This is a genomic window from Bradyrhizobium sp. T-12 (assembly GCF_058314695.1).
On record NZ_CM177756.1, the window covers coordinates 5,208,898 to 5,232,828 of the forward strand.

At 65.0% G+C, this 23,931-nt stretch carries 23 protein-coding genes; 9 read left to right on the forward strand and 14 right to left on the reverse strand.

What is annotated here, in order from left to right; translation table 11 throughout:
* Nucleotides 1–36: 36 nt before the first annotated feature.
* A complete protein-coding gene (locus tag AC0WRY_RS24810; RefSeq protein ID WP_491121469.1) occupies nucleotides 37–819 on the reverse strand; it encodes an enoyl-CoA hydratase/isomerase family protein in 783 nt (260 codons plus the stop codon).
* Between the two features lie 168 nt (nucleotides 820–987).
* On the opposite strand from AC0WRY_RS24810, the gene AC0WRY_RS24815 reads away from it, so the two are divergent.
* Nucleotides 988–2,382, forward strand: coding sequence for a caspase family protein (locus AC0WRY_RS24815; protein WP_491121471.1), 1,395 nt, complete (start codon nucleotides 988–990; stop codon nucleotides 2,380–2,382).
* Here the strand turns inward: AC0WRY_RS24815 and AC0WRY_RS24820 are convergent.
* Nucleotides 2,379–4,469 (reverse strand): molybdopterin oxidoreductase family protein, encoded by a 2,091-nt coding sequence (locus tag AC0WRY_RS24820; protein ID WP_491121473.1) that lies wholly within the window; start codon nucleotides 4,467–4,469, stop codon nucleotides 2,379–2,381. The two genes, AC0WRY_RS24815 and AC0WRY_RS24820, sit on opposite strands and share 4 nt — an antisense overlap.
* A gap of 234 nt (nucleotides 4,470–4,703) precedes the next feature.
* Here AC0WRY_RS24820 and AC0WRY_RS24825 point away from each other — a divergent pair, with 234 nt between their 5' ends.
* The 4 genes from AC0WRY_RS24825 to AC0WRY_RS24840 are packed head-to-tail and all read left to right on the forward strand — an operon-like array spanning nucleotide 4,704 to nucleotide 8,988.
* On the forward strand, nucleotides 4,704–5,678 hold the full coding sequence (locus tag AC0WRY_RS24825; RefSeq protein ID WP_194403432.1) for a tripartite tricarboxylate transporter substrate binding protein: 975 nt from the start codon (nucleotides 4,704–4,706) through the stop codon (nucleotides 5,676–5,678).
* Between the two features lie 15 nt (nucleotides 5,679–5,693).
* The gene (locus tag AC0WRY_RS24830) at nucleotides 5,694–6,164 is read left to right on the forward strand and encodes a (2Fe-2S)-binding protein (protein WP_194403433.1); all 471 of its coding nucleotides are present in this window, start codon (nucleotides 5,694–5,696) and stop codon (nucleotides 6,162–6,164) included.
* 2 nt (nucleotides 6,165–6,166) lie between these two features.
* Nucleotides 6,167–8,293 (forward strand): xanthine dehydrogenase family protein molybdopterin-binding subunit, encoded by a 2,127-nt coding sequence (locus AC0WRY_RS24835; protein ID WP_491123501.1) that lies wholly within the window; start codon nucleotides 6,167–6,169, stop codon nucleotides 8,291–8,293.
* A complete protein-coding gene (locus AC0WRY_RS24840; protein WP_194403434.1) occupies nucleotides 8,290–8,988 on the forward strand; it encodes a molybdate ABC transporter substrate-binding protein in 699 nt (232 codons plus the stop codon). Before AC0WRY_RS24835 ends, AC0WRY_RS24840 begins: the two co-directional genes overlap by 4 nt.
* A gap of 8 nt (nucleotides 8,989–8,996) precedes the next feature.
* Here the strand turns inward: AC0WRY_RS24840 and AC0WRY_RS24845 are convergent, their stop codons facing one another.
* From AC0WRY_RS24845 to AC0WRY_RS24860, 4 genes are all read right to left on the reverse strand, one after another.
* Entirely contained in the window at nucleotides 8,997–9,803 is an 807-nt protein-coding gene (locus AC0WRY_RS24845; protein ID WP_194403435.1) for an SDR family NAD(P)-dependent oxidoreductase, read from the reverse strand.
* A 22-nt stretch (nucleotides 9,804–9,825) separates the two neighbouring features.
* Nucleotides 9,826–11,118, reverse strand: coding sequence for a TRAP transporter large permease (locus tag AC0WRY_RS24850; protein WP_194403436.1), 1,293 nt, complete (start codon nucleotides 11,116–11,118; stop codon nucleotides 9,826–9,828).
* Nucleotides 11,109–11,660 carry a TRAP transporter small permease gene (locus AC0WRY_RS24855; RefSeq protein WP_194403437.1) on the reverse strand — a complete coding sequence of 184 codons (552 nt, stop codon included), beginning with the start codon at nucleotides 11,658–11,660 and terminating at the stop codon, nucleotides 11,109–11,111. The genes AC0WRY_RS24850 and AC0WRY_RS24855 overlap by 10 nt, the downstream gene beginning before the upstream one ends.
* A gap of 66 nt (nucleotides 11,661–11,726) precedes the next feature.
* The gene (locus AC0WRY_RS24860; RefSeq protein WP_194403438.1) at nucleotides 11,727–12,698 is read right to left on the reverse strand and encodes a TRAP transporter substrate-binding protein; all 972 of its coding nucleotides are present in this window, start codon (nucleotides 12,696–12,698) and stop codon (nucleotides 11,727–11,729) included.
* 294 nt (nucleotides 12,699–12,992) lie between these two features.
* Here AC0WRY_RS24860 and AC0WRY_RS24865 point away from each other — a divergent pair, with 294 nt between their 5' ends.
* Nucleotides 12,993–13,775: a cyclase family protein gene (locus AC0WRY_RS24865; protein ID WP_194403439.1), complete on the forward strand. Its 783-nt coding sequence runs from the start codon at nucleotides 12,993–12,995 to the stop codon at nucleotides 13,773–13,775.
* Nucleotides 13,776–13,779: 4 nt separating this feature from the next.
* Here AC0WRY_RS24865 and AC0WRY_RS24870 read toward each other — a convergent pair whose 3' ends face one another.
* From AC0WRY_RS24870 to AC0WRY_RS24880, 3 genes are all read right to left on the reverse strand, one after another.
* Nucleotides 13,780–14,508 (reverse strand): Crp/Fnr family transcriptional regulator, encoded by a 729-nt coding sequence (locus AC0WRY_RS24870; protein WP_194403440.1) that lies wholly within the window; start codon nucleotides 14,506–14,508, stop codon nucleotides 13,780–13,782.
* 279 nt (nucleotides 14,509–14,787) lie between these two features.
* Nucleotides 14,788–14,913: a hypothetical protein gene (locus AC0WRY_RS24875; RefSeq protein WP_256438852.1), complete on the reverse strand. Its 126-nt coding sequence runs from the start codon at nucleotides 14,911–14,913 to the stop codon at nucleotides 14,788–14,790.
* Nucleotides 14,914–15,007: 94 nt separating this feature from the next.
* Nucleotides 15,008–15,721 (reverse strand): helix-turn-helix domain-containing protein, encoded by a 714-nt coding sequence (locus tag AC0WRY_RS24880; RefSeq protein WP_194403441.1) that lies wholly within the window; start codon nucleotides 15,719–15,721, stop codon nucleotides 15,008–15,010.
* Between the two features lie 154 nt (nucleotides 15,722–15,875).
* Here AC0WRY_RS24880 and AC0WRY_RS24885 point away from each other — a divergent pair, with 154 nt between their 5' ends.
* Nucleotides 15,876–16,193 carry a c-type cytochrome gene (locus tag AC0WRY_RS24885; protein WP_194403442.1) on the forward strand — a complete coding sequence of 106 codons (318 nt, stop codon included), beginning with the start codon at nucleotides 15,876–15,878 and terminating at the stop codon, nucleotides 16,191–16,193.
* A gap of 6 nt (nucleotides 16,194–16,199) precedes the next feature.
* Here the strand turns inward: AC0WRY_RS24885 and AC0WRY_RS24890 are convergent, their stop codons facing one another.
* The 3 genes from AC0WRY_RS24890 to AC0WRY_RS24900 are packed head-to-tail and all read right to left on the reverse strand — an operon-like array spanning nucleotide 16,200 to nucleotide 19,213.
* On the reverse strand, nucleotides 16,200–17,303 hold the full coding sequence (locus AC0WRY_RS24890) for an ABC-type transport auxiliary lipoprotein family protein (protein ID WP_194403443.1): 1,104 nt from the start codon (nucleotides 17,301–17,303) through the stop codon (nucleotides 16,200–16,202).
* A gap of 3 nt (nucleotides 17,304–17,306) precedes the next feature.
* A complete protein-coding gene (locus AC0WRY_RS24895; protein WP_194403444.1) occupies nucleotides 17,307–18,074 on the reverse strand; it encodes an ABC transporter ATP-binding protein in 768 nt (255 codons plus the stop codon).
* A gap of 2 nt (nucleotides 18,075–18,076) precedes the next feature.
* Nucleotides 18,077–19,213, reverse strand: a complete 1,137-nt coding sequence (locus AC0WRY_RS24900) for an ABC transporter permease (RefSeq protein ID WP_194403445.1) — start codon at nucleotides 19,211–19,213, stop codon at nucleotides 18,077–18,079.
* A 175-nt stretch (nucleotides 19,214–19,388) separates the two neighbouring features.
* Here AC0WRY_RS24900 and AC0WRY_RS24905 point away from each other — a divergent pair, with 175 nt between their 5' ends.
* Entirely contained in the window at nucleotides 19,389–19,664 is a 276-nt protein-coding gene (locus AC0WRY_RS24905; RefSeq protein ID WP_194403446.1) for a hypothetical protein, read from the forward strand.
* Entirely contained in the window at nucleotides 19,665–20,165 is a 501-nt protein-coding gene (locus tag AC0WRY_RS24910; RefSeq protein ID WP_491121483.1) for a phage holin family protein, read from the forward strand. It abuts the gene before it with no gap.
* A gap of 10 nt (nucleotides 20,166–20,175) precedes the next feature.
* On the opposite strand, the gene AC0WRY_RS24915 is transcribed toward AC0WRY_RS24910, so the two are convergent.
* Together AC0WRY_RS24915 and AC0WRY_RS24920 are read right to left on the reverse strand one after the other, a co-directional pair.
* Complete coding sequence (locus AC0WRY_RS24915; RefSeq protein ID WP_491121485.1) at nucleotides 20,176–22,869, reverse strand: bifunctional acetate--CoA ligase family protein/GNAT family N-acetyltransferase; 2,694 nt, start codon at nucleotides 22,867–22,869, stop codon at nucleotides 20,176–20,178.
* Between the two features lie 61 nt (nucleotides 22,870–22,930).
* A complete protein-coding gene (locus AC0WRY_RS24920; RefSeq protein ID WP_491121488.1) occupies nucleotides 22,931–23,770 on the reverse strand; it encodes a universal stress protein in 840 nt (279 codons plus the stop codon).
* Between the last annotated feature and the right edge of the window lie 161 nt (nucleotides 23,771–23,931).

Sequence of the window (23,931 nt, forward strand, 5' to 3'; positions counted from 1 at the left end):
GCACTGCGTCCGGGACACGAGAGCGGTCCCTGCCCCTCACCGTCCCGTCCAGACCGGCTTCCGCTTCTCGCTGAACGCCTTCAGGCCTTCCTTGGCGTCCTCGGTCATCGCGAGCAGCGCGATCTGGCTTTCGGTGTAGGCGATGCTCTCGTCGAATGACATCGAGGCGATGGCGCGCATGGCGTATTTGCCGCGGCGGATCGCGGTCGGCGATTTGTCGACGATACGACCGATCAGCCAGTCGACCTTGGCATCGAGCTCGGCCGTGGGCACGACGTAGTTGAGGAGACCGGCAGCCTGCGCCGCCTTGGCGTCGAACGGCTCGCCGGTGAGCGCCCATTCGTTGACGAGGCGCGGCGGTGCGATCGACTGCAGCAGGCTCAGCACCTGCATCGGGAACACGCCGACCTTGACCTCCGGCAGGCCGAACACGACGTGATCGGCCGCAACCGCCATGTCGGTCATGCAGAGCAGGCCCATGCCGCCGGCCATGCAAACCCCGCCGACCCGCGCGATCGCGGGCTTGGTGGCGTTCTGTGACAAACGTAACAGATCGGCATAGTCGACATTTGGTTTGGAATGGTCCATCGCGAAAGCGGCGCCGGAATTCTGCAGATCGGCGCCCGCGCAGAACGCCCTGTCGCCCGCGCCCGTCAGCACGATGACGCGGACGTCCTTGTCGTCATGCGCGTCGCGATAGCCCTTGGTGATGCCGGCGATGACCTCGCCATTCAATGCGTTGCGTTTTTCCGGCCGGTTGATGGTGATCCAGAACGCCGGCCCGCGCTTCTCGGTGACGATTGCCGTGGTGTCGGTCATGGTCCGCTCGCTTCCTTGCCTTCCGTTTTGCAGCCATTTGCGGCAGGACGGGCGGCGCGCGCAAGGGCAATCTGCAACGCTGTGTCACCATAGCGTGTGGGCGCAAATTCGCTTGGCGATTGAATTACGGGTGACGGCCGCTATCCTGACTGGAGATTTTGATCACCAATGAGCCATTTCATGCGCGCCGCGATGATGTTGTTGCTGGCAGGACTGCTCGCATCGGGCGCGGGCTCCGCAAGCCGCGCCGCTGATGCCGCGAAACTCGCGCTGGTGATCGGCAATGCGAAATATCCCGACAACGAGTTCGTGCTGAACGACGTCGCCAACGACGCCCAGGACGTCGCCGAAGAATTGAAGCGCGAGGGCTTCGTCGTCGACCGGCAGAGCAATCTCACCGGCGATACCATGCGGCAGGTGCTGGATCGCTTCTATGCCCGCATCGAACGCGACGCAGTGGCGCTGGTCTTCTTCGACGGCTTTGCCATCCAATCCAACCGGCAGACCTATTTGCTCCCCGTCGACGCGCAGCTCTGGACCGAGCCTGACGTGGCGCGCGACGGCTTCAGCCTCGATGCCATGCTCGCCGAGATGAACACGCGCGGCGCCGCGATCAAGATCGCGCTGATCGACGCCTCGCGCCGCAACCCGTTCGAGCGGCGCTTCCGCCGTTATTCGGCGGGCCTTGCGCCGGCCATCGCGCCGAGCAATTCGCTCGTGCTCTACTCCGCGGCGCTCGGCGCGGTCGCGGCCAGCGGCAAGACCGATCACGGCCTGTTCGTCGCCGAGTTGCTTCGCGAGATGCGCGCGCCGAACATCAGCGCCGAGCAGGCCCTGACCAACACCAAGAACGGCGTGGTCGCCGCGACCAAGCGGGAACAGGTGCCCTGGCTGTCGTCCTCGCTGACCACGGAATTCTCGTTCGCAGGTTCGGTGCCCCGGCCGTCCGACAACAAGGCCGATCCGACCGCGACGAAGCCCGAGCCTCAGAAACCTGAGCCGCAGAAGCCGGTCTGCGAAGCGCCCCAGGCAGAGCCTCCCCCGAGCGCCGACGATCTCGCCAGGGATCCGGTCATCGCCGATCTCGGTCGCAAGATCGCGGCGAACGCAAATGACATCGTCTCGCGCTACAAGCGCGGCCAGGTCTATGCGATCAAGCGCGCCTATGCGCTCGCCACGCAGGATTTCGACCTTGTGATCCGCAGGAATCCCGGAGATGCCGAGGCGCTCAACAATCGCTGCTGGACGCGCGCTGCAACCGGCGACCTGCAGGGCGCGCTCGGCGACTGCAATCTGGCGCTGCAGATCAATCCCGGATTGAGCGATGCGCTCGACAGCCGCGGGCTCGTCAACCTCAAGCTCGGCCGGACCAACGAGGCGATCAAGGACTACACCGACGCGATCCAGCGCAACCCGCGCTCGTCATCGTCGCTGTTCGGCCGGGGCATCGCCGCCCGCAAGAGCGGCGGTGACGGCGCCACCGATCTCGCCCAAGCGAAGTCCATGAACCCGAACATTGCGAAGGAGTTCGCAGGCTACGGCGTCACGGAGTGCGTGCCCTAAACCGTCCTGGCCTTCCTGATCCAGACCTTGTTGTCATGGAATGCGGCCCCGCCGATCGGCGCGACGGTTTCGGCTCCCGTCAGCATGTTGATGCCGCGGCCGCCGATATGGTTCTTGTTGGGGTGAACGGACTCCGCGATCAGCACGCCGCGCCGCACGCCGTCGAACAGCGTCGCGATCAGCGTGGTTTCGCCGCGGGTGTTGCCCAGCGTCACCGCATCGCCATCGGCAATGTCGAGCGCGGCGGCATCCAGGGGATGGATCATCACGCTCGCCTTGCCTTCGCGTTCCTGCGAGGACGGCGTCTCGTTGAAGGTGGTGTTGAGGAAGCTGCGCGAGGGGCTGGTCGCGAGCCGGAACGGGTGAGCCTGATCAATTTGCTCGATCACCGCCCAATGATCCGGCAAGGACGGCATCTTTTCGACATCGCCCATCGTCACGCCGAACGGCGGATGCGCCCAATCGGCCCTGAAATGGAATTTCCCGTCGACATGGGCGAAGCCGTCGAGATAGTGGGATGTGCGGAAGTCCGGTTGCAGGTCGCGCCAGATGTCGGCTTCGAGGCCGCCGATGTCGCCGTGATTGCTCAGCTTCAACGTCGCATCGATCAATTCGCGCGGCGTCATCTCGAAACCCGGGTGCTTTGCGCCAAGCCGCGGCGCGAGCCCCTGCAGGACCTCGTGGTTGGAACGGCATTCGCCGGGCGCATCGATCAGCTTCGGCCCGACCGAGATGTGCTGGTGGCCACCGCCGTAATAGAGGTCGTCATGTTCCATGAACATGGTCGCGGGCAGCACGATGTCGGCCATCTCGGCCGTCTCGGTCATGAACTGCTCGTGCACGGCGACGAACAGATCCTCGCGCGCAAAGCCCTGCCGCACCAGCGCCTGCTCCGGCGCCACCGTCATCGGATTAGTGTTCTGGATCAGCATCGCCTTGACCGGCCCCTTGCCGTGCAAGGCCTCGGCATCGCCGGTGAGGATACGGCCGATCTTCGACTGGTCGAGCGCGCGAATGCCCGGGTCGATGGCGTCGTGGCCCTCGATGATGGATTCGTTGAAATGCCACAGCGCGTAATTGTTGAAGAAGGCGCCGCCGCCTTCATATTGCCAGGCGCCCGTCACCGCGGGAATGCAATTGGCCGCGTGCATCTGGGTGGCACCATTGCGGCTGCGCGTAAAACCGTAGCCAAAGCGGAAGAAGGTGCGCTTGGTCTCGCCCACCGCTTTCGCGAAGGCTTCGATCTCCGCCACCGGCACGCCGCAAATCGCGGACGCCCATTCCGGTGTGCGCGTCTTCAGATGCGCCTCGAGCTCGGCAGGGCAGTCGGTGTATTTGTCCATATAGGCGCGGTCGGCATGGCCGTCGCGGAACAGGACATGCATGACGCCGCAGGCAAACGCGCCGTCGGTGCCGGGCCGCAGGATGATCTTGATGTCAGCCTGCTTCATGGTGTCGTTGTCGTAGATGTCGACCGCCGCGATTCTGGCGCCGCGCTCCTTGCGCGCACGGGAGGCGTGCGTCATCACGTTGACCTGGGTGTTGACGGGATTGGTGCCCCAGATCACGACGAGATCGGACTGCGCCATCTCGCGCGGATCGGCGCCGGCGATCTTGCCGGTGCCAATGGCGAAGCCGATGCGCGCAACGTTGGCACAGATGGTCTGATAGAAGCGCGAATATCTCTTTACGTGCGTGAGGCGGTTGAGCCCGTCGCGCATCACAAGACCCATCGTGCCGGCGTAGTAATAGGGCCAGATCGATTCCGCGCCGAACTCGCGCTCGGCCGCGTTGAAGCGATGCCCGATCTCGTCCAGCGCCTCGTCCCAGGAAATCCGCGCGAACTGCCCGGAGCCCTTCGGACCCGTGCGGCGCATCGGGTACGTCACCCGCTCGGGGTGATGGATGCGCTCGGCATAGCGCGCGACCTTGGCGCAAACGACGCCGGCCGTGTAGGTCTGCTTTTTCGAACCGCGGACACGGCCGATGCTGCGGCTCTCGACCACCTCGACATCGAGGGCACAGGCCGACGGGCAATCGTGCGGACAGGTCGAATGGCGGATTTCGATTTTGGCGTGCTGGTTCATGACCCAATTCGTAACACCAAAATACCGGCCAGCCGAGGGCATTTATCCGGCAGCGCCCATGCGATTTGCTCAAGCCGCACGGGCCGGCAGTTCCTGCTGCGACCGCGAAAAGCGGCGCAGCCACACCGAAAGCCGCCGGATATTCCCCTCCCGATTGGCCCTGTAAGGCGTCGACAGTTCGCATTCCCCGCCGCTAGAGTGCCGGGCAACAAGAACGACATCAGGGAGGTGGGCATGGTTGCCCGAAGCTTCATGCTGGCGTTGGCTGCCGGCCTGCTCGCCGTCGTCCCGACTGCCCCCTCATTCGCCCAGGATTATCCCACCCGCGCGGTCCGGATCGTCGTGCCATTCGGTGCCGGCGGGCCGGCTGACGTCGCGGCTCGGCTGATCGGCAATGTGCTGCAGGAGAGCTTCGGCCAGCCCTTCGTGGTCGAGAACCGCACGGGCGCCGGCGGCGTCATCGGCACGATCGAGGCGGCGAAGTCGCCGGCCGACGGCTACACGCTGCTGATGATGTCCAACACCCAGACCGCCAATGAATCGCTGCTGACGCCGGACAAGCGCAAATACGAATTGATGCGCGACCTCGCGCCGATCGCGCCGGTGAACTATTCCGATCTCGTCATCGTGGTGAACCCGCAAGTTCCGGCAAAGACGCTGGCCGAGTTCATCGCACTCGCCAAGGCGCAACCGGGCAAGCTGAACTACGCCTCCTCCGGGCAGGGCACGCCCTACCATATGGCCGGCGAGCTGTTCAAAGCCATGGCCGGCATCGACGTCGTCCATGTGCCCTATCGCAACAGCGGTGAGGCCCGCAGCGGCGTGATCGGCGGACAGGTTCAGATGATGATCGACGCGGTGCCGGCGATGGCGCCGAACGTCGCCGAGAACCAGGTGCGCGCGCTCGCCACCACGGGCAAGCAACGCTCGGCCGTGCTGCCGAATGTGCCGACCGCGATCGAAGCGGGCGTTCCCGGCTATGAGGCGACGATCTGGCTCGGCCTGATGGCACCGGCGGGCACGCCGAAGCCCATCATCGACAAGGTCAATGCAGCCGTTGCCGCGATGGTGAAGCGGCCGGACATCGTAAAGCTCTGGACGGAACAAGGCGCCGTGCCCATGTCGATGACACCCGAGCAGTTCGACAAATTCCTGCGCGGCGACATCGAGAAATGGGCCGACGTGGTCAAGAAATTCGACAAGTCCTGAGGCCTCAGAGCGATCATGCCGACCATTCAATTCCGCCTCAACGGTGCGGCGACGGCCGTCGATGCCGACCCCGATCAGACTCTGCTCGATGTGCTGCGCAGCCGGCTCGGCCTCACCAGTGCGCATTTCGGCTGCGGCGCTGGCGAGTGTGGCGCCTGTTACGTGATGGTCGGCGATCGCGCGATGGCCTCCTGCGACATGCCGTTGTGGTCGGTCGCGGACAAGGATGTCGTCACGGTAGAGGGCCTCGGCACGGCAGAGCAACCACAGCCGCTGCAGCGCGCCTTCATCTCCGAACAGGCAATGCAGTGCGGCTATTGCGTATCCGGAATTCTGATCAGCGCGGCTGCGCTCCTGAAACGCAATCCGTCCCCGACGGAGGCCGAGGTCAGAGCCGCACTAGATCGCAATCTGTGCCGGTGCGGATCGCACAACCGCATGGTCCGCGCCGTGCTGCGTGCGGCGGCGGAGATGGCGGCGTCATGAGCATGCCATCTCCTGCCCCGAAACTGCCGGTCAGCCTCGCGGCCAATCCAAAATTATCGTCATGGGTGCGATTCACCGATGACGGCCGTGTGGCGATCTCGCCCGGCAAGGTCGAGATCGGTCAAGGCATCGTCACGGCGCTGGCGCAGATCGCGGCGGACGAGCTCGACGTCGATATCGGCAGGATCGAGATGATCCGCGCCTCGACGACAAGCAGCCCGAATGAAGGCGTCACCTCGGGCAGTCTATCAATCCAGCAATCCGGCCGCGCGCTCCGCCATATCTGCGCCGAGGTGCGCCAGCGCTTCCTTCGCGCGGCATCCGAACGTCTCGGCGTGGAGGCGTCGCAGCTCGATGTCGATGACGGCACCATCTCGGGACCGGGCAACGTCAGAACAAGCTATTGGGAACTGGCTGGCGATGTCTCGCTCGACCACAACGCCACCGCCGACTCGACAGCGAAGAGCATTGCCAAGCGCGTTGTCGCCGGGCATTCGGTCCAGCGCATCGACATTCCCGACAAGGTGTTCGCGCGGCCGCGCTTCATCCACGACCTCGCACTGCCGGGACTGGCGCACGGTCGCGTGCTGCGGCCGGAGATGTCGGGCGTCAAATTGGCCGCACTCGACGAGACCGCTGTGCGCGCGATCCCCGGCCGCGTTGCGATCGTCCGTGACGGCGGCTTTGCCGGCGTGGTCGCCGACACCGAGGCGGCGGCGGAAACGGCGCTCAAGGCCTTGCGCAAGGGCGCGAAATGGTCCGCGGGCGAGCCGCTGCCCGATGAAGACGATCTCGCGGGCTTCCTGAGGAGCCAGCCGGTCGAGACCACCGTCATCGACAGCAGGGGGGTGGAATCGGCCCGCAAGCCCGCCCAGATGCTCCGCCGGCAATATACCCGCCCTTACATCGCACATGCTTCGATCGCGCCCTCCTGTGCCGTGGCGCAATGGGACGGTGACCGCGTCCATGTCTGGACGCACAGCCAGGGTGTCTATCTGCTCCGCGCCGACCTCGCGATCGTGCTCAAGCTGCCGGCCGAGAGCATCATCGTCGAACACATGGAGGGCGCCGGCTGTTACGGACACAACGCCGCCGATGACGTCGCGCTCGATGCCGTGTTGCTGGCGAAAGCGGCCGATGGCCGCCCGGTGCGGGTGCAGTGGTCGCGCCACGACGAGATGTCCCACGCGCCGTTTGGTGCGGCGATGGCCATCGAGGTCGAGGCCGATCTCGACGCCGACAGCGAGATCTCTGGCTGGCGCCATGATATCTGGAGCAACGGCCATGCGGCGCGGCCAGGACGCGCGGCGCAGCCGGCACTGCTTGCGGCGAGCGAGATCACAAATCCCTACCCGCGCATGATCTCGACCAACCCGCCGGCGGCCAATGGCGGCGGCGCCGACCGCAACTCCGTTCCGCTCTATGATTTTCCCGGCTGGACGATCACCAGCCACCGGCTGCTGACCATGCCGGTGCGGACCTCGGCGCTGCGGACGCTGGGCGGACAAGGCAACGTCTTCGCCATCGAGTCCCTGCTCGACGAGATCGCCGCCTTGCGCAGCGAAGATCCGATCGCTTTTCGCTTGCGGCATCTGCGCGACGAACGGGCGCGCGATGTCATCAGCGCCGCGGCGCGCCGTGCCGGTTGGAAGCCGCAAAAACGACCCGGCATTGGTCACGGCGTCGGCTTTGCCCGCTACAAGAACATAGGTGCCTATTGCGCGGCGATTGCCGAGATCGAGGGCGCCGACAACATCCGCGTGAAGCGGCTGACGCTTGCCGTCGATGTCGGCGAGGCCGTCAATCCAGACGGCGTCATCAACCAGATCGAGGGGGGCGCAATCCAGGCCACCAGCTGGGTTTTGAAGGAGCGCGTCCGGTTCGACCGGACCCGCATCACCTCGACCTCCTGGACGGACTATCCGATCCTGACCTTCAGCGAAGTCCCGGCGGTGGACGTCGAGGTGATTCAGCGGCCGGAGATCGAGCCGGTCGGCGCCGGCGAAGCCGCGCACGGCCCGGTGACGGCGGCAATCGCCAATGCAGTTTACGATTGTCTCGGCGTGCGCGTGCGCGACCTGCCGATCACGCGCGACAGGATCATTGCAGCCATGGAGCGTGCATCTTGACGACACTGACCATCCTGAGCGGCGGCGCGGCGCAAGGCCTGGTGCGCGGCCTCGCCGAGGCCTTCAAGGCGCAGACCGGGTTCGGCATCGACGGCGAGTTCGGTGCGGTCGGCATCATGGCCGACAAGCTGCGCGCGGGAACGGCTGCCGATCTCGTAATCCTGACACAGGCTCTCCTTGCGAAACTTGCCGAGGAGAAGCTCGTTGTCCCCTCCTCGATCACGGATGTCGGCCGGGTCGAGACCGCCCTGGCAGTCCGCAGCCGCGATCCCAAGGTGACGGTAAGGACCGAAGCCGATTTGCGAGACGTGTTGCGCAGTGCCGACGCGATCTACGTCCCAGACACCAAGGCCTCGACCGCAGGGCAGCACGTTGCAAAAGTGCTGGACCGTTTGGGCATCGCCTATGAGGTCGCCTCGCGCCTCAAGATCTTTCCGAACGGCGCGACGGCGATGCGGGAACTAGCGAATTCGACTGCGTCGCGGCCGATTGGCTGCACACAGGCGACCGAGATCATCGCGACCGACGGCCTCGTGCTCTCGGGATCGCTGCCGCCGGGATCCGAGCTCGTGACGATGTACACCGCCGGCGTGGCCACGCGGGCCGCACATCCGACGGAGGCCGCCGCGCTGATCGCGCTGCTGACTGGCGCAGATCACAGAGAGCTGCGCCAGAGTGCGGGCTTCGTCGGCTAGACGGCCGCCTATTTGTGCAACTGGGTGAGACCGGTCGGCGGACCGTCGACGGCGGTCCAGCCGCCGTCCACGAACAGCGTGCTGCCGCTGACATAGCTCGCGGCGTCCGAAGCGAGATAGGCGACCGCGGTCGCGACCTCGTCGGCGCTGCTCCAGCGGTTGAACACGGTGTGGCCGGCATAGAGATTGTAGATGTCGGGCCGCTGCTTGAACGGACCGGTCAGCGCGGTCTCGGCGATGCTCGGCGCGATGGCGTTGACGCGGACGCCGGCATGGCCGACCTCGGAGGCGAAGCCCTTCACCAGGAGGCCGATCGCCGCTTTGGTCGAGCCGTAGACGCCGAGGCCCGGCTCGATGGTCACGGCGCGCACCGAGGAGCAGGCAATGATGCTGCCGCCCTTCTGCGCCACCATGATGCGGCCGAAGGCCTGGAAGAAGAAGACGGTGCCCTTGACGTTGAGGCTCAGGACGCGATCGAGATCCTCCTCGGTGTAGTCGAGGATGGTCTTGCGGATGTTGAGGCCGGGCGTCGTCACGGCGATGTCGAGCCGTGAAAACTTCTGCATCACCGTCTTGGCGAGCGCGTTGACGTCCGCGACGCTCGCGGCGTCGCAGCTCGCGGCTTCGGCCCAGCCGCCCTTGTCGCGAATGCCGGCGGCGGTTGCCTCTGCGGCGTCAAGCGCGCGATCGGCGCAGACGACACGGGCCCCGAGCCCGGCCAGCGCCTCAGCCGACGATTTGCCGATGCCTGATGCGGCGCCGAGCACCACGGCCGTCTTGCCGGTGAGATCGAAGAGCTTGCGATAGTCCGTCACTGATAGCTTCTCCCTGTAGCTGCTAGCCCTTGTAGCCCATCAGCAGGCGCGGCAGCCACAGCGAGAATGCGGGGACATAGGTCACAAACATCAGAGCTGCGATCAGCGCAGCGTAGAACGGCAGGATGGTGCGCATCACCGCGCCCACCGAGATGCCGCCGATGGCGCAGCCCACGAACTGCGTGGTTCCGACCGGGGGCGTGTTCAGCCCGAGGGCGCAGTTGATCAGCATCAGCATGCCGAACTGCACCGGATCCATGCCCGCCTTCATCGCGATCGGCAGGAAGATCGGCGTGCAGATCAGGATGGTCGCGGCCATGTCCATGAAGGTGCCGAGCACGAACAGGATGACGTTGATCAGCAGGAAGATGATCCAGGGCTGCGAGGACACCTTGCTCATCAGGTCGCCGGCAAAGTCGGCAACTTCATAGAGCCCCATCAGATACTGGAACATGGTGGAGACGCCGATCAGCAACAGCACCACGCCCGTCGTCTTCACAGCTTTGGCGGCGGCGCGCAGGAAGTTCGGCAGCGTCATGGTGCGATAGATGAAGAACGTCAGCAGGATGGTGTAGGTCACCGCCACGGCTGCGGATTCCGTCGCCGTGAAGACGCCCGACAGGATGCCCGCCAGGATGATGCCGACGATCAGCAGGCCCGGCAGCGCGGCCGCGAAGGAGCGGAACACTTCGGCCCAGCCGGGGAATTTGCCGGCGGGATAACCGCGCTTCACCGCGACCGCATAGGCGGCGGCCAGCATGCAAACCATCAGCACGAGCGCCGGCAAGAGGCCTGCGGCGATCAGCGCGCCGATCGAGACCTTGCCGCCGGCGGCCAGGGCATAAATGATCATGTTGTGACTGGTCGGCATCAAGGCCCCGACCAGCGAGGCATGGGTGGTGACGTTGACGGCGTAGTCGGTGTCGAACCCTTCCTTTTTCATCATGGGGATCATCACCGCGCCCATCGCCGACACGTCCGCCACGGGCGAGCCGGAGACGCCGCCGAACAGCGTGCAGGCGACCACGTTCGACATGCCGAGCCCGCCGCGGATGTGCCCGACGAGATTCTTGGCGAGCTGCACGATCTTGTCGGCGACGCCGCCATGCAGCATCAGCTCACCGCTGAAGACGAAGAACGGGATGGCCAGGAACGAGAAGATGTTCATCCCCGACATCATCTGCTGGAAGATGACGGCGACCGGCAGGCCCTCGTAGAGGATGGTGCAGATCGCCGAGAGGCCGATCGCGAAGGCGACGGGGACGCCGAGGATCAGGAAGCCGAAGAAGGTGGCGCCGAGGATGATCAGTTCCATGAGGGGACGACCTCTTCGCCGCGCAGGAGAGCAATGATGTGTTCGATGGAGAAGGAGACGATCAGGACGCCGGAGGCGATCAGCGGCACGTAGCGGATCACCTCAGGCAGTCCAAGATTGGGGATTTTTACGGTGCCGACCGACGCGCCGAGGATCCAGCCATTATAGGCCATCGCAATGCCGAACATGGCGACCAGCACGTGGATCACGATCTCGATCTTCTCGCGCGCATGATCCGGGAGCATCACCAGCAGACTGTCCATGCCGATGTGTCCGGCATCGCGCACGCCGACGGCGGCGCCGATCAACGTGACATAGAGGATCAGCACCAGCGCAAGGTTCTCGGTCCAGGTCGGGCTGGAATTGAGCACATAACGCCCGAACACCTGATAGAAAACGATGGTGACGATGACGAGCAGTCCCGTCACGGACAGATACATGCCGAGGCGCGCGACAGGTGCATTGATCCGTGACAGCAAGCCGGTCGACGGGCGTGCGGTGACCGCGTCATGCTCGTGATCTGCGACGTGTGGGTCCGTCATCCCGCGTCTCCCCTTGCGAGGGTCCGGCGTCACCCTCACGGCGACGCCGGACCCGCCCCGATGTTCTTACTTGGTGTCCTGGATACGCTTGACGAGGCCCTGCAGCTTCTCGTCGCCGGCGAACTTCTGGTACACCGGCTTCATCGCATCGACGAACTCCTGCTTGTTGGCGATCGTCACGACCTGAACGCCGGCCGCTTCGACGGTCTTGCGGGAGGCCTGCTCACGCTCGTCCCAGAGCTTGCGCATGACGGGCACGGATTCCTTGGCCGCCTTGCGGACCATGGCCTGGTCCTCCTTGCTCAGAGTGTCCCAGACCTTCTTCGACATCACGAGAACCTCGGGCGCGAGGGAGTGCTCCGTGATGTTGTAGAACTTGGCCGCCTCGAAATGGCGGGAGGACTCGTAGGACGGCCAGTTGTTCTCGGCCGCATCGACGAGGCCGGTCTTCAGCGCGGTATAGACCTCGCCATACGGCATCGGCGTCGGGTTGGCCCCCAGGCTCTGGATCATGCCGACCCACAAATCGGATTGCTGGACGCGAATCTTCAGGCCCTTGAGGTCGGCGAGCGATTTGACGGGTGCCTTGACGGTGTAGATGGACCGGGCGCCGCTGTCGTAATAGGCGAGCCCGACCAGGCCCGCGGGCTCCATGGCGGCCAGGATCTCATCGCCGATCGGCCCATCGAGCACGGTGCGCATGTGCTGGGTGTCGCGGAACACGAAGGGCAGGCACAGGGCGATGGTCTCGGGCACGAAATTGTTGAGCGGCGATGCGTTGATCCGCATCATGTCGAGCGCACCGATCTTGAGCTGCTCGATCGTGTCCTTCTCGGAGCCGAGGGCGCCGTTGGGAAACACCTTCACGCCGAGCTTGCCGCCGCTCGCCGTCGCGAGCTGCTTGCCCATGAACTTGACGGCTTCGACCGTCGGATAATCGGCGGGGTGGATGTCGGCGGAGCGGAAATCGCGCGCGGTCGCCAGGGGCGCTGAGACCGCCAGTGCGACGGCTGTGATGATACCGGTGAGTGTCTTCATCTGGGCTTCCTCCGGGGTTGATTATGTCGTTGTCGGCAAGTGCTGCGAGCCGCCTTGGGTCGCTCCACCTCAGACGTGAAGTCAAGCGCCAATGTCGTCCCTAGGGCGGGCGGCATTCTCTGTCCAAGCCAAATCCGGCATCGATCGATGCAACACTTGCATCGATCAATTTCCGACGCAATTCGCATTATGGCGGGATGGCTGGCCGGCCGGCGTCGCCGGCACGTGACTTGACGGGTGCAATCGAGGCCCCGCAAGATGGCCGAAACAGCGGATCATCGCGAAGGAATGCCCATGCCGCGGAAGCTGATCGATATCTCGGTGCCGCTCAGAAACGACGTGACGGCCGATCCGCCAGGCAACCATCCGACCATCCAGTATATCGATCACCAGCAGGGCCTGCCCCGCATGCTGCAGTTCTTCGACGGACTGAAAGCCCAGGATCTGCCGGACGGCCAGGGCTGGGCCGTCGAGCAGGTCTCGCTGTCGACCCACAACGGCACGCATCTCGATGCGCCCTGGCACTTCCACCCGACCATGAACCGCGGCGAACGGTCATGGACGATCGACGAGGTCCCGCTGGAATGGTGCTTTCAGCCGGGCGTGAAGCTCGACTTCCGGCATCTGCCCGACGGCTATGTGGCGAGCGCCGACGACGTCGAGAAGGAGCTGAAGCGGATCGGGCACAAGCTGTCGCCGCTCGAGATCGTCGTCGTCAACACCAGCGCCGGCGCGAAATTCGGCAAGGCAGAATACGTCAATTCCGGCTGCGGCATGGGCTATGAAGCCACCATGTACCTGCTCGAACGCGGCGTGCGGCTGACCGGCACCGACGGCTGGAGCTGGGACGCGCCGTTCGTGTACACCGCGAAGAGATATGCCGAGACGAAGGATGCCGGCCTGATCTGGGAAGGCCACAAGGCGGGACGGCACATCGGCTATTGCCATCTCGAGAAGCTGCACAATCTCGACCAACTGCCCTCGACCGGATTCACGGTCTCATGCTTTCCGGTGAAGATCGAACGCGCCTCGGCGGGCTGGACCCGCGCGGTCGCCATCGTCGACGATCAGCTCTGAGGCATCACTCGCCGACGAGGCCGCTCTCGGCGAGTTCACGCAGCGCATCGGTGTCCAGCACGACGATGGCGCCGTGCTCGAGACGAACCCAGTTGCGGCCGGCCCAGGCGCGCAATTGCTTGTTGATGCTCTCCCGCGTCATCCCCACCATCTCGCTGATCTCCTGCTGCGTGATGGCGAGCGTGCCGCTGCCGGAATCGAACTTGCGCTCCTCGGTGAGACCGAGCAGCGCGCTCGCCAGCCGGCCCGGCAGATTCTGGAGGATCACCTGCTCGACCTGCTGGCTGGTCCAGCGCAGACGCGCGCAGAGCAGTTCGATGAACTTCATCGCCAGCGCCGGCTGGCTCTTCACGAACGGCAGGAAGTCCCGGCGATCGATGATGTAGAGCTCGCAATTGGTGTTGGCGGTGGCGTCGGCCGACCTGGGAGCGCCGTCGAGCACCGCGATCTCGCCAAAGATCTCTCCGGGACCGATCAGATTGAGAATGGCGTTCCGGCCATCCGGCGACGAGGAGGAGATCTTCACGGTCCCCGAGATCACTGCGAACAGATTGTTGCCGGGATCGCCCTTGGCGGCGATCGTCGCACCGCGCCTCACGCTGGCGTGCTTGGCGTAGCGGCAGAGCTGATCGAGCGCCTCCGGCTCCAGATCCGCGAAGATCGGGTGCTTGCGCAGGACCGATAGTTTGTTGCCCGCCGACTGTCGGGGGTCGCCGGTCTTGTCCTGAGGCACGCCACTGGGCTCCTAAGACTGCGAGGCACTGAGGTTCCTGCGTAGTCAACGTTATCAGGCTTTTCAACCGGAAAGCACGCGCGCGATTTAAGGCAAATGCCGCGAAAAAGCCGCGGTCGAGCTGGGGCCCGCATCCGAAGGATGCGCCGATGCGTTTTGATCGCTGCAGAGTTGCAGGCAGCGCAGCCGCGCTTGCGTTAACACGCTGGCGAGCAGCCGGGCCGGCCGGACGCGCCTCGGCCTGTTGGCAGGTCTGAGCGGACTACGAGTTCGGGAGCTTCAGTGCTTGGAATCCGGGTCGAGCCGGCCGGAGCTGGTTTGTTGGTCTGCCCAAGCCAGAGCTGCGGCGAATGCGACGAAGATCGCGACGACGACAATGGTCACCAGCAACGCATCAGCGGGCATCTTGCTCCTCCCAGAGTGTTCGGGGCATTATTTGCTGCAGCCGGCCGACGTCATTGATCGAGATCAAAAATGGCGGGACATCCCGGACGGACCGTCAAGCTGCGGCCAGCGCCTCGGCGCGCGCGGGATCGAGCAGGCTGATGCCGCCATGAATGATCTCGATCACGCCGTGGCGCTCCAGCTTCGTGAAGGTGCGACTGACGGTTTCGATGGTCAGGCCGAGATAGTCGGCGATGTCCTGACGGCTCATCGGAAGCGGAACCGTGTCGGACAGGCCCCTGCGCGCGACCAGCCGGTCGCGCCAGCCGAGCAGGAAGGTTGCGACCTTCTCGTCGGCCGAGCGGCGGCCGAGCAACACCATATGGTCGCGTGCCTGGCTCAGCTCGCGAATGGCCAGCTCGTTGATTCGCCTCAGCAGGAGCGGCCGGTCTTCGATGAAACGGCCGAAAGGCGCTTTGGCGAACTGGCACACGGTCACCACGCCGATCGCATCGGCGGAAAAATTGTGCCGGCCGGATATGTTCATCCCCAGGAAATCGCCGGGCAAGGCGAAGCCGACGATCTGCCGCCGGCCGTCGGGCAGCAGCTTGTACAGCCGCATGACGCCCTCGAGGACGTTGTAGAACGAGGTCGTGATGTCCTCCTCGGAAAACACGGTCTCGCCCGCGTCAAAATGAACGCGGCGTCCGAGATGCTCGAACTCCCTGAGCTCGGCTGCATCCAGCGACGAACAAACCGCCGCTCCGCGCACGGCGCAATCGGCGCAGAAATGCCCGTTCGGCTCAATCGTGACCACGGAAGGCTTCATCCACCGCTCCCAGCGTCGGTCCAGCTCCGCCCCCCCGGCAGAGTCCACCACGCGGCGGCATTTTACTGCACTGCGCCAAAGCCAATTGACTCAGATCAAATTTGGGTGGCATCCCCGTCTTATTCTGCTTCCAGAGTTCGACGGGATTTCTTCCATGCTGCAAGGCGCTTTGCGTCACGGCCTGATTGGGCTGCTTCTGATGACACCTGCGCTGGCGGCCCCGACCGCCGAACAGCGCGGCAAGGCCTTTGCAAGGGCCAATTGCGCGCGCTGCCACGCCATCGACCGCGCCTCGCGCAGCCCGCTCGAGGGCGCGCCCCCGTTGCGCACCCTGCATCGGCGTTACCCGATCGAGAGCCTCGGTGAGGCGCTGGCCGAAGGGATCTACACCGGTCACGCCGACATGCCGGCCTTCGAGCTCAGCCCGGACCAGATCCACGACCTTCTGTCCTACCTGAAGACGCTGGAATAGACGGCGTCACACCGCCTGCACGGTCCAGCCGATCAGCTCCTTGGCGATGCGGGCAAAGGCCGCATCGAAGGCGGCGACCGCAGCGGCCGGCTCGACCTTGTCGAGCTTCTCGCTGGTCTCGACCAGGCGCGAGGCAACCACCTTGCCGTTCTTGTCGACGATCCGCGCCGACAGTCCGATCTCGACCTTCGCCTCGCCCTCCGTGACGATGCGAAAGCGCCGGATGTCGATCAGAAGCTGATAATCCGCCTGACCGAAGTCGGTCGTGCGTAGCGGGGCGTGGGCGATGTCGTAATTCTCAAAACTGTCGATCAGCCGCGCCTGCACCAATTTCGGAATGCTGTCGGCCCAGAGGAAGTCCGCAAAGCCCGGCCTGTCCCCGACGGGCGCGAACAGCATGCGCTGGGTCTGCAGCATTGCGACCGCGCTCGGCTCGGGGATGGCCAGCGACGCGGAGAGCGTCTTGCCGGCCGGCCCAAGGCTTGGCGGCGTGTGGAGGTCGTAGGTGACTTTCTGCGCGGGAGCGCCGCCCCCGGTCATCTTCTCGAGGCCCGCCAGAATGCCGTCGATCTTGCCGGTGTTGCGCGCGAGCCCGTCGGAGAACGTCTTGAGATTGGCGATGGTGTCCTTCAGCGGGCCGGAATTATCCTCGAGCACCGTATCGACCCGCCGCAGCGCATCCCGCGCCGCCTGAGTCATGCTCTGGCCGGCGCCGGCCTCCGCGATCAGGGTCAGCGGCTCGCCGGATTTGGCGACGATCACGCCGCCCTCCAACGTCACCACCGGCACGCCGGTGAGGCCCTGGAATTCGAGGCCGACCTTGGTGTCGGAACGGACCGGCGTGGTGGTCGCAACCGAGATCGTCGCATTGACGAAGCGCGGGTTATCGGCCGCGAGCCCGAGCTGGGTCACCTCACCGACGCGGATGCCGTTGAACAGCACGCCGGCGCCGACCAGGAGGCCTGGGACCGGCCCCTGGAATTGCACATGGTAGTTCGTGCGCGGGCCGATGCCGCCGGTGTTGTTCAGCCAGTAGACGAAGCCAAACACCGCAAGGATCGCGGCCAGCACGAAGCCGCCGATCAGCACGTAGGGAGCGCGGGTTTCCATGTCTCATCTCATCTCGTGTTGCAGCATCTGCGAGCGCTTGCCGTGGAAATAAGCGCGCACCCAGGGATGCTCGGATTGCAGCAATTCGCGCATCGGGCCGATCGCCACGATCTTGCCGTCGGCCAGCGCGGCGACGCGGTCGCAGACCGTGGTCAGGCTCGCCAGATCGTGCGTCACCATGAACACGGTCAGCCCCAGGGTCTTTTGCAGCGTCTTGATCAGAGCATCGAAATCGCCTGCGGCGATCGGATCGAGGCCGGAGGTCGGCTCGTCCAGGAACAGGATCGGCGGATCGAGCGCGAGCGCACGCGCCAGCGCCACGCGCTTGGTCATGCCGCCGGACAGTTCCGCCGGATATTTGTCCGCGTCCTGGGCGCGCAAGCCGACCATTTCGAGCTTGGCGATCGCGATCTCGTCCATCAGCTCCTGCGACAGGACGAGGTTTTCGCGCAAGGGAAACTGGACGTTCTGGCGGACCGTCAGCGAGGAGAACAGCGCACCCTGCTGGAACAGGATGCCCCAAATCGTGGCTGCGCCTCGACCGTGACCGCCGGTGGGTTGTCCCATGACTTCGATGGTCCCGCCCCGGCGCGGAATCAGGCCGATGATGGTTCGCATCAGGACCGACTTGCCGCCACCGGACGCCCCCACCAGCCCGAGGATCTCGCCGCGGCGGACGTCGAGCGACAGATGGTCGAGCACGGTCTGGCGGCCGAAGCCGACCACGAGGTCGCGGACGCGGATCGCGAACTGGTCTTGCGATGCGTCCATCATCACATTCCGATCGAAGCGAAGAAGATCGCGAACAGGCCGTCGAGCACGATCACCAGGAAGATCGACTTCACCACCGACGTCGTGGTCTGCCGCCCGAGCGACTCCGCGCTGCCCTTGACGCGCAATCCCTCGCTGCAGGCCACGATCCCGATCACCAGCGCCATGAACGGCGCCTTCAGGATGCCCACCTCGAAATGAGTGACGGAGATGGCCTCGTGCAGCCGCGCGATGTAGATCGCCGGGCCCATGTCGCCATAGAACTGCGCGACGAGGCCACCGCCATAGAGCGCGGCGATCGATCCGATGAAGGTGAGGATGGGCAGCGCGATGACCAGGGCCGCAACGCGCGGCAGGATCAGGACCTCGACGGGATCGAGCCCCATGGTCGAGAGCGCATCGATCTCCTCGCGCATCTTCATCGAGCCGAGCTCGGCGGTGTACGCGCTTCCCGACCGGCCGGCGACCATGATGGCGACGATCAGCACGCCGAGCTCACGGAGAACCAGGATGCCGACCATGTCGACGGTGTAGGACTCGGCGCCGAATCTGCGGAAATGGAAGAAGCCCTGCTGCGCGATGATGGCACCGATCAGGAAGGTGATCAACGCCACGATGGGGATCGCCTGCCACCCGATGCGGTAGAGCTGATAGACCAGCGACGTCAGCCGCAACGAACCCGGCCGACGCAGCACGCCGATGACGGCCATGAACAACGCGCCGAGCATCTGGAGGAAGATCGTGACGTCTTCGCGCGCACTGAGCGTGGACTTGCCGAGATCCCCGAGCCTCGCCACGACCGGATTGGGCGCAGCCGTCGGGGCCGGCGTCTGGCGGTTGACCTGCCGCACCTCGTCCATCAGCCCGCTGAACTGATCGGCGACGCCCACGAATTCGGCCGATCGCCCTGACGATGCGGCCCTGCGCGACAATTTCTCCAAGACCCAGGCGCCGAGCGTATCGAGCGCACTGACGCCCGACATGTCCAGGGTGACGACGCGCGATCGATCGACGTCCACTCCGACCGAGTGGGACAAGGTCTCGAGCGTCACCACATTCGCGGCGGTCCAGGGCCCTTCGGGGCGCAAGTTCAGCACGTCGCCGGACGGCGTCGCGAGCAACAGCGGTTCGTGGTTCACACTTCCACCTCATCGGGACAATTGGTCCGCAATTCAGACCGCATTTCTAGGCCAGCATATGGCGGCCGGCTTGACTTGTCTCAAGAGCAGAGCAGCACTGCCGATTGACGCAAATCAAGCGCGAAGGCGCGGGCGGGTCCTAGGCTCGCTTTCGTTCAATGGGGATATCAGGTCCATGTTCGACAGTGACAGGATGAGTGAAGAACTGCACGCATTGAAGGTCGACGTCACGCGCTTGCTGAGCACCGCCGGCGAAGAGATGTTCGAGAGCTCGAAAGATCGCGCCGAGGCACTCGCCGATCAGATCAGGGCCGCGCTGACCGAGCTTGGAGAGACCGTCGACGAAGAGCAGGAGCAGCTTCAGAGCCTCATTGCGGACCGTCCGATCACGTCGCTCGCCTCGGCCTTCGCGCTCGGCGTGGTCGTCGGCTTCATGCTGAGGAGACACTAGGTGAATACCGAGAATGTGGTCAAACATTTGCGCGCGCTGTGGCGCACGGACAGGATCATCGCGGACATCAGGCTTCGCCATCTGCTGGTCGGCCTCGGCCTGCGCGCCTTTGCGGCCCTGATCGCGGCATTCGGGCTCCTGATGCTGGAGCTGTCGGCCTATTTCGCGCTGGTCCAGATCTGGAGTGCGATTGCCGCGGCGGCCATCCTCGGCGCCGTCAATTTTGCCATCGCGGCCGCTCTCTTCCTGATCGCCGGCCGCGCTCCGTCAGGCCGTGACATCGAGCTCGCCAGCGAGATCCACGACGCCTCCATCGAAGCCCTTCAGCTTGAGGCGCGCGCGCTCCAGGCCCAGGTGTCCGGCGCGGTGCATCATCCGCTCAGCACGATCGTGCCGGTGCTGGTGCCACTGATCGCGATCATCGTGAAGAATTTGCGGTCGACGGCCAAGTCTTCGGCCAAGTCCTCCGCCGCGGCGAGTCCGGGCGAAGCCCGCTCCTGAAGGGGCGCGCTCAGAGCTTCAGCTTGACGTCGCAGATGTCAGGCTCAGCCGGATCCGGCTTGACCTCGAAGCCGAGATTTCGGCACATTTCGAGCATCACGGTGTTCTCCTGGAGCACGTCGCCCGAAATAACCTTCAACCCTTCCGACTTGGCGTAGGTGATGATGAGCTGCATCAGCGCCCAACCGAGCCCCCTGCCCTTGAGATCGGACCGCAGCAGGATCGCGTACTCCCCGCTCTCGTAGATCGAATCCGAGTGCAGCCGGACCACGCCGACCATCTCGCCGGTGGCCTCGTCGAATGCAATGAAGGCCATCGCGCGCGCATAGTCGAGCTGGGTCAGGCGCGCGATGAACTCGTGGGTGAACTCCTTCATCGGCGCGAAGAACCGCAGGCGAAGGTCGTGTGGCGTGACGTGACGCAGGAATTCATGGATGGTCGGCTCGTCCTCGGGACGCATGGGCCGCACGAAGATGCGCCAGTCGTCCTTGAGCTTGAGGCGGCGCTCCCATTGCGAGGGATAGGCACGAACCGCGAAATTGGCCGGGCCGGAGCCGACAAACTTCCGTTGCGGCGGGCCGACCGCGACGCGGGCATCGACCGCGGTCACGCCGGTCTCGTCCGCCAGCAGCGGGTTGATGTCGAACTCGTGGATTTCGGGAATGTCGGCGGCCATCTGCGCCAGCTTGACCAGCACCAGGCCCACAGCGTCCTCCTTGACCGCCGGCACGTCACGATAGGCCTTCAGCAACCGCGACACGCGCGTACGGTCGATCAAATCGCGGGCGAGCTGCAAATCCAGCGGCGGCAGCGCAAGCGCCTTGTCGTTGATGATCTCTACCGCCGTGCCGCCACGGCCGAACACCACGACGGTGCCGAAAGTGGGATCGTCGGCGAGACCCAGGATCAGCTCGCGCGCCTTCGCCTTGACGACCATGGCCTGGACGATGACGCCGCCGATGCGGGCCTCAGGCCGCAGCTTTCTTGCCCGGGCGAGAATATCGGAGGTGGCCGCACGCACGGCCTCCGGCGTCGTCAGATTGAGCACGACGCCGCCGACATCGGATTTGTGGACGATGTCGCGCGACATGATCTTCAAGACGACGGTCCCGCCCTGTCCGAAGATGTCCTTCGCATAGGTCACCGCCTGCTCGACATCGGCTGCCGCATAGGTCGGCACCATCGCGATGTCATAGGCTTCGAGCAGATGCTTGATCTCGACCGGCTCGAGCCATTGGCGGCCATCCGCGATCGCGGCAGTGACGATCTGCCTCGCCCCTCGCGCGTCCGGAACGAATGTGTCGGGCATCGCGGGGGGGACCTGACTCAGCTCCTCGACCACCTCGCGGTGCCGGACCAGATGCATGAAGCCGCGCACCGCGTCGTCCTCGGTCGGATAATTCGGCATTCCGGCACCGGACAGCGCCTGAATGATGCCCTGATCGGCCCCGACCCAGGACGCCAGCACCGGCTTCGCCCATCGGCGGTGCTGTTCGCGATACTTGGCGACGAGCTCCGTCACGGTGGTGGCGATCTCGGCTGCCGAGGCGATCGCCGTTTGCACGTTGAGGACCAGGACCGCGTCATTGTCGCGATCAGCCAGCAGCACCTCCAGCGCCGCCGCGTAGCGCGAGGCGTCGGCGTCGCCGACGATGTCGACGGGATTCGCACGGGACCAGGTCGGCGGCAGAGCCGCATCGAGCTTCTTGCGCGCCTCCGCCGAGATGGTCGCCGGAATCCCGCCGAGCTCGACCAGTCGGTCGACGGCGAGCACGCCGATGCCGCCACCATTGGTCAGGATGGCGAGGCGCTTTCCGGTCGGCGATTCGACGCGGCCGAGTGTCTCGGCGCAATCGAACAGCTCCCGCAGATCGGAGACCCGCAGCACGCCGGCGCGGCGGAACGCCGCGTCATAGACGGCGTCGGCGCCGGCAAGCGCGCCGGTATGCGTGGCAGCCGCCTTCGCACCCTGCGCCATGCGGCCGGACTTCACCACGACGACGGGCTTCACGCGCGCGGCGGCGCGTGCCGCCGACATGAACTTGCGCGCGTCCTTGATGGACTCGATGTAGAGCAGGATCGCGCGTGTCTTGTGATCCATCGCGAAATAGTCGAGCAGATCGGCAATATCGACGTCCATCTGATCGCCGATCGAGACGATGCCGGAGAAGCCGACGCCACGCTGCGCCGCCCAGTCGACCATGCCGGCAGCGATCGCGCCCGACTGCGAGATCAGCGCGAGGCTGCCCGCCCCCGGCATATGCGCTGCAAAGCTGGCATTCAGGCTGACGCCGGGCATCATGATGCCAAGACAATTCGGTCCAATCAGCCGCATGCCGTATTTGTGGGCCGCCGTGACGGCAGCCTCGTGCAGAGATCCCGGTCCGTGGCCGAGCCCGGCCGAAACGATCAAGGCGCCCGCCGAGCCGCGACGCCCGGCCTGGTCGATGATGCCGGGAATCTCACGCGCAGGCGCGGTGACGACCACGAGCTCGGGCACGAAGTCCAACCGGTCCAGACTTTTCACGGCCGCGATGCCGCCGATTTCGGCATGACGCGGATTGACGAGGCCGAACCGCCCCTTGAATTGGGCCTTGTGGATATTCTCCAGAACGGCGCGTCCCACGGAGACCGGACGGGCGCTCGCGCCGACGAGTGCGACTGAACGCGGCGCCAGCAGATTGCTCAGACGATAGGTTGACATGAAAGCAAATGCGCCCGGTCAGCGACGGTTGGTTGACGATCAGGCCGGAAAAATAGTGAGCCTAGTGCGAGATCATAACCCAGCACGGTGGCTCGCCAATGACGGTCTTTGTCACACCGCCCCAGACGACCTCGTTCAGGCGCGAATGATGATAGGCGCCCATCACGATCGCATCCATCCCGTGGGAATTCACCCAGTTCCCCAGGACCTTGCCGATCGAGCTGCCGCGGCCTTTCGCCGTTTCGAACGAGGCGTGAACGCCGTGTTCCCTCAGATGATCGACCAGAGCGGTTCCGGATTGCACGATCGCGTCGGTCTTGTCATCCGCCACGGTCACCACGCGGACAAAGGCCGCCGCCTGCAGAACCGGCAGCGCGTCGCCGACCGCTCGCGCTGCACGCGCAGAGTGATCCCAGGCGATCATGACGTTCTCGAATTTGGACCGAAGGTTGCCTGCGAGATGTTCCGGACAGAGCAGAAGCGGCCGGCCGGATCCGAACAGGAAGGCTTCGACAATGCTCTCCGTTCGACTATCGTGCGGCTTCACGGGAAGCAGCGTAAGATCGTTGAAACGGGCATACTCGGCGAGGACCGCCGCGATCTGGTCCGCCGGCACCTTGCCCGCTCGGCTCTGGGCGCGAATGTTGGCGCTGGATGTCGCATTGGTGAATGCGTTGAGGAGCTGCTGCATGTCGCTCGGCTCGCGCGAGCTGGCGGCCTCCGCGGCCTCGTGATCGCTGAGCAGCATCACCTTCGGCCGCTCGTACACCTCTTCCTCGAGCGCGAGCGCGGTGATCCTGGCGCCGAGATCGGCGGCAACAGTCACGCATTTCTCGATCGCAACCAGGGCCGGCCCACGCGGCTGACCGATAAGCGGCAGAAAGACGTCCTTGATGGGCATCGGGATTCTCCTTGGCCGCCACAATAGGCCGGCTTTGGTCGAGACGCTTGATCCTGGTCAAGCCAAAGGAACCCGGTTCGGTCGGTCGGGAACAGGCGTTGACCGACGTCAAGGACTGGCCACTCGGCTATTCTATGGATAGTTCGATGGGAGCGCGGTTC

Excerpts from the sequence above, each read along its gene's own strand:
- AC0WRY_RS24915 (WP_491121485.1), bottom strand. The coding sequence starts at position 22,869 with ATGTCAACCTATCGTCTGAGCAATCTGCTGGCGCCGCGTTCAGTCGCA.
- AC0WRY_RS24820 (WP_491121473.1), bottom strand. The coding sequence starts at position 4,469 with ATGAACCAGCACGCCAAAATCGAAATCCGCCATTCGACCTGTCCGCAC.
- AC0WRY_RS24850 (WP_194403436.1), bottom strand. The coding sequence starts at position 11,118 with ATGGAACTGATCATCCTCGGCGCCACCTTCTTCGGCTTCCTGATCCTC.
- AC0WRY_RS24825 (WP_194403432.1), top strand. The coding sequence starts at position 4,704 with ATGGTTGCCCGAAGCTTCATGCTGGCGTTGGCTGCCGGCCTGCTCGCC.
- AC0WRY_RS24890 (WP_194403443.1), bottom strand. The coding sequence starts at position 17,303 with ATGGAAACCCGCGCTCCCTACGTGCTGATCGGCGGCTTCGTGCTGGCC.
- AC0WRY_RS24865 (WP_194403439.1), top strand. The coding sequence starts at position 12,993 with ATGCCGCGGAAGCTGATCGATATCTCGGTGCCGCTCAGAAACGACGTG.
- AC0WRY_RS24875 (WP_256438852.1), bottom strand. The coding sequence starts at position 14,913 with ATGCCCGCTGATGCGTTGCTGGTGACCATTGTCGTCGTCGCGATCTTC.
- AC0WRY_RS24885 (WP_194403442.1), top strand. The coding sequence starts at position 15,876 with ATGCTGCAAGGCGCTTTGCGTCACGGCCTGATTGGGCTGCTTCTGATG.
- AC0WRY_RS24815 (WP_491121471.1), top strand. The coding sequence starts at position 988 with ATGAGCCATTTCATGCGCGCCGCGATGATGTTGTTGCTGGCAGGACTG.
- AC0WRY_RS24880 (WP_194403441.1), bottom strand. The coding sequence starts at position 15,721 with ATGAAGCCTTCCGTGGTCACGATTGAGCCGAACGGGCATTTCTGCGCC.
- AC0WRY_RS24895 (WP_194403444.1), bottom strand. The coding sequence starts at position 18,074 with ATGGACGCATCGCAAGACCAGTTCGCGATCCGCGTCCGCGACCTCGTG.
- AC0WRY_RS24905 (WP_194403446.1), top strand. The coding sequence starts at position 19,389 with ATGTTCGACAGTGACAGGATGAGTGAAGAACTGCACGCATTGAAGGTC.
- AC0WRY_RS24835 (WP_491123501.1), top strand. The coding sequence starts at position 6,167 with ATGCCATCTCCTGCCCCGAAACTGCCGGTCAGCCTCGCGGCCAATCCA.
- AC0WRY_RS24920 (WP_491121488.1), bottom strand. The coding sequence starts at position 23,770 with ATGCCCATCAAGGACGTCTTTCTGCCGCTTATCGGTCAGCCGCGTGGG.
- AC0WRY_RS24855 (WP_194403437.1), bottom strand. The coding sequence starts at position 11,660 with ATGACGGACCCACACGTCGCAGATCACGAGCATGACGCGGTCACCGCA.
- AC0WRY_RS24860 (WP_194403438.1), bottom strand. The coding sequence starts at position 12,698 with ATGAAGACACTCACCGGTATCATCACAGCCGTCGCACTGGCGGTCTCA.
- AC0WRY_RS24830 (WP_194403433.1), top strand. The coding sequence starts at position 5,694 with ATGCCGACCATTCAATTCCGCCTCAACGGTGCGGCGACGGCCGTCGAT.
- AC0WRY_RS24810 (WP_491121469.1), bottom strand. The coding sequence starts at position 819 with ATGACCGACACCACGGCAATCGTCACCGAGAAGCGCGGGCCGGCGTTC.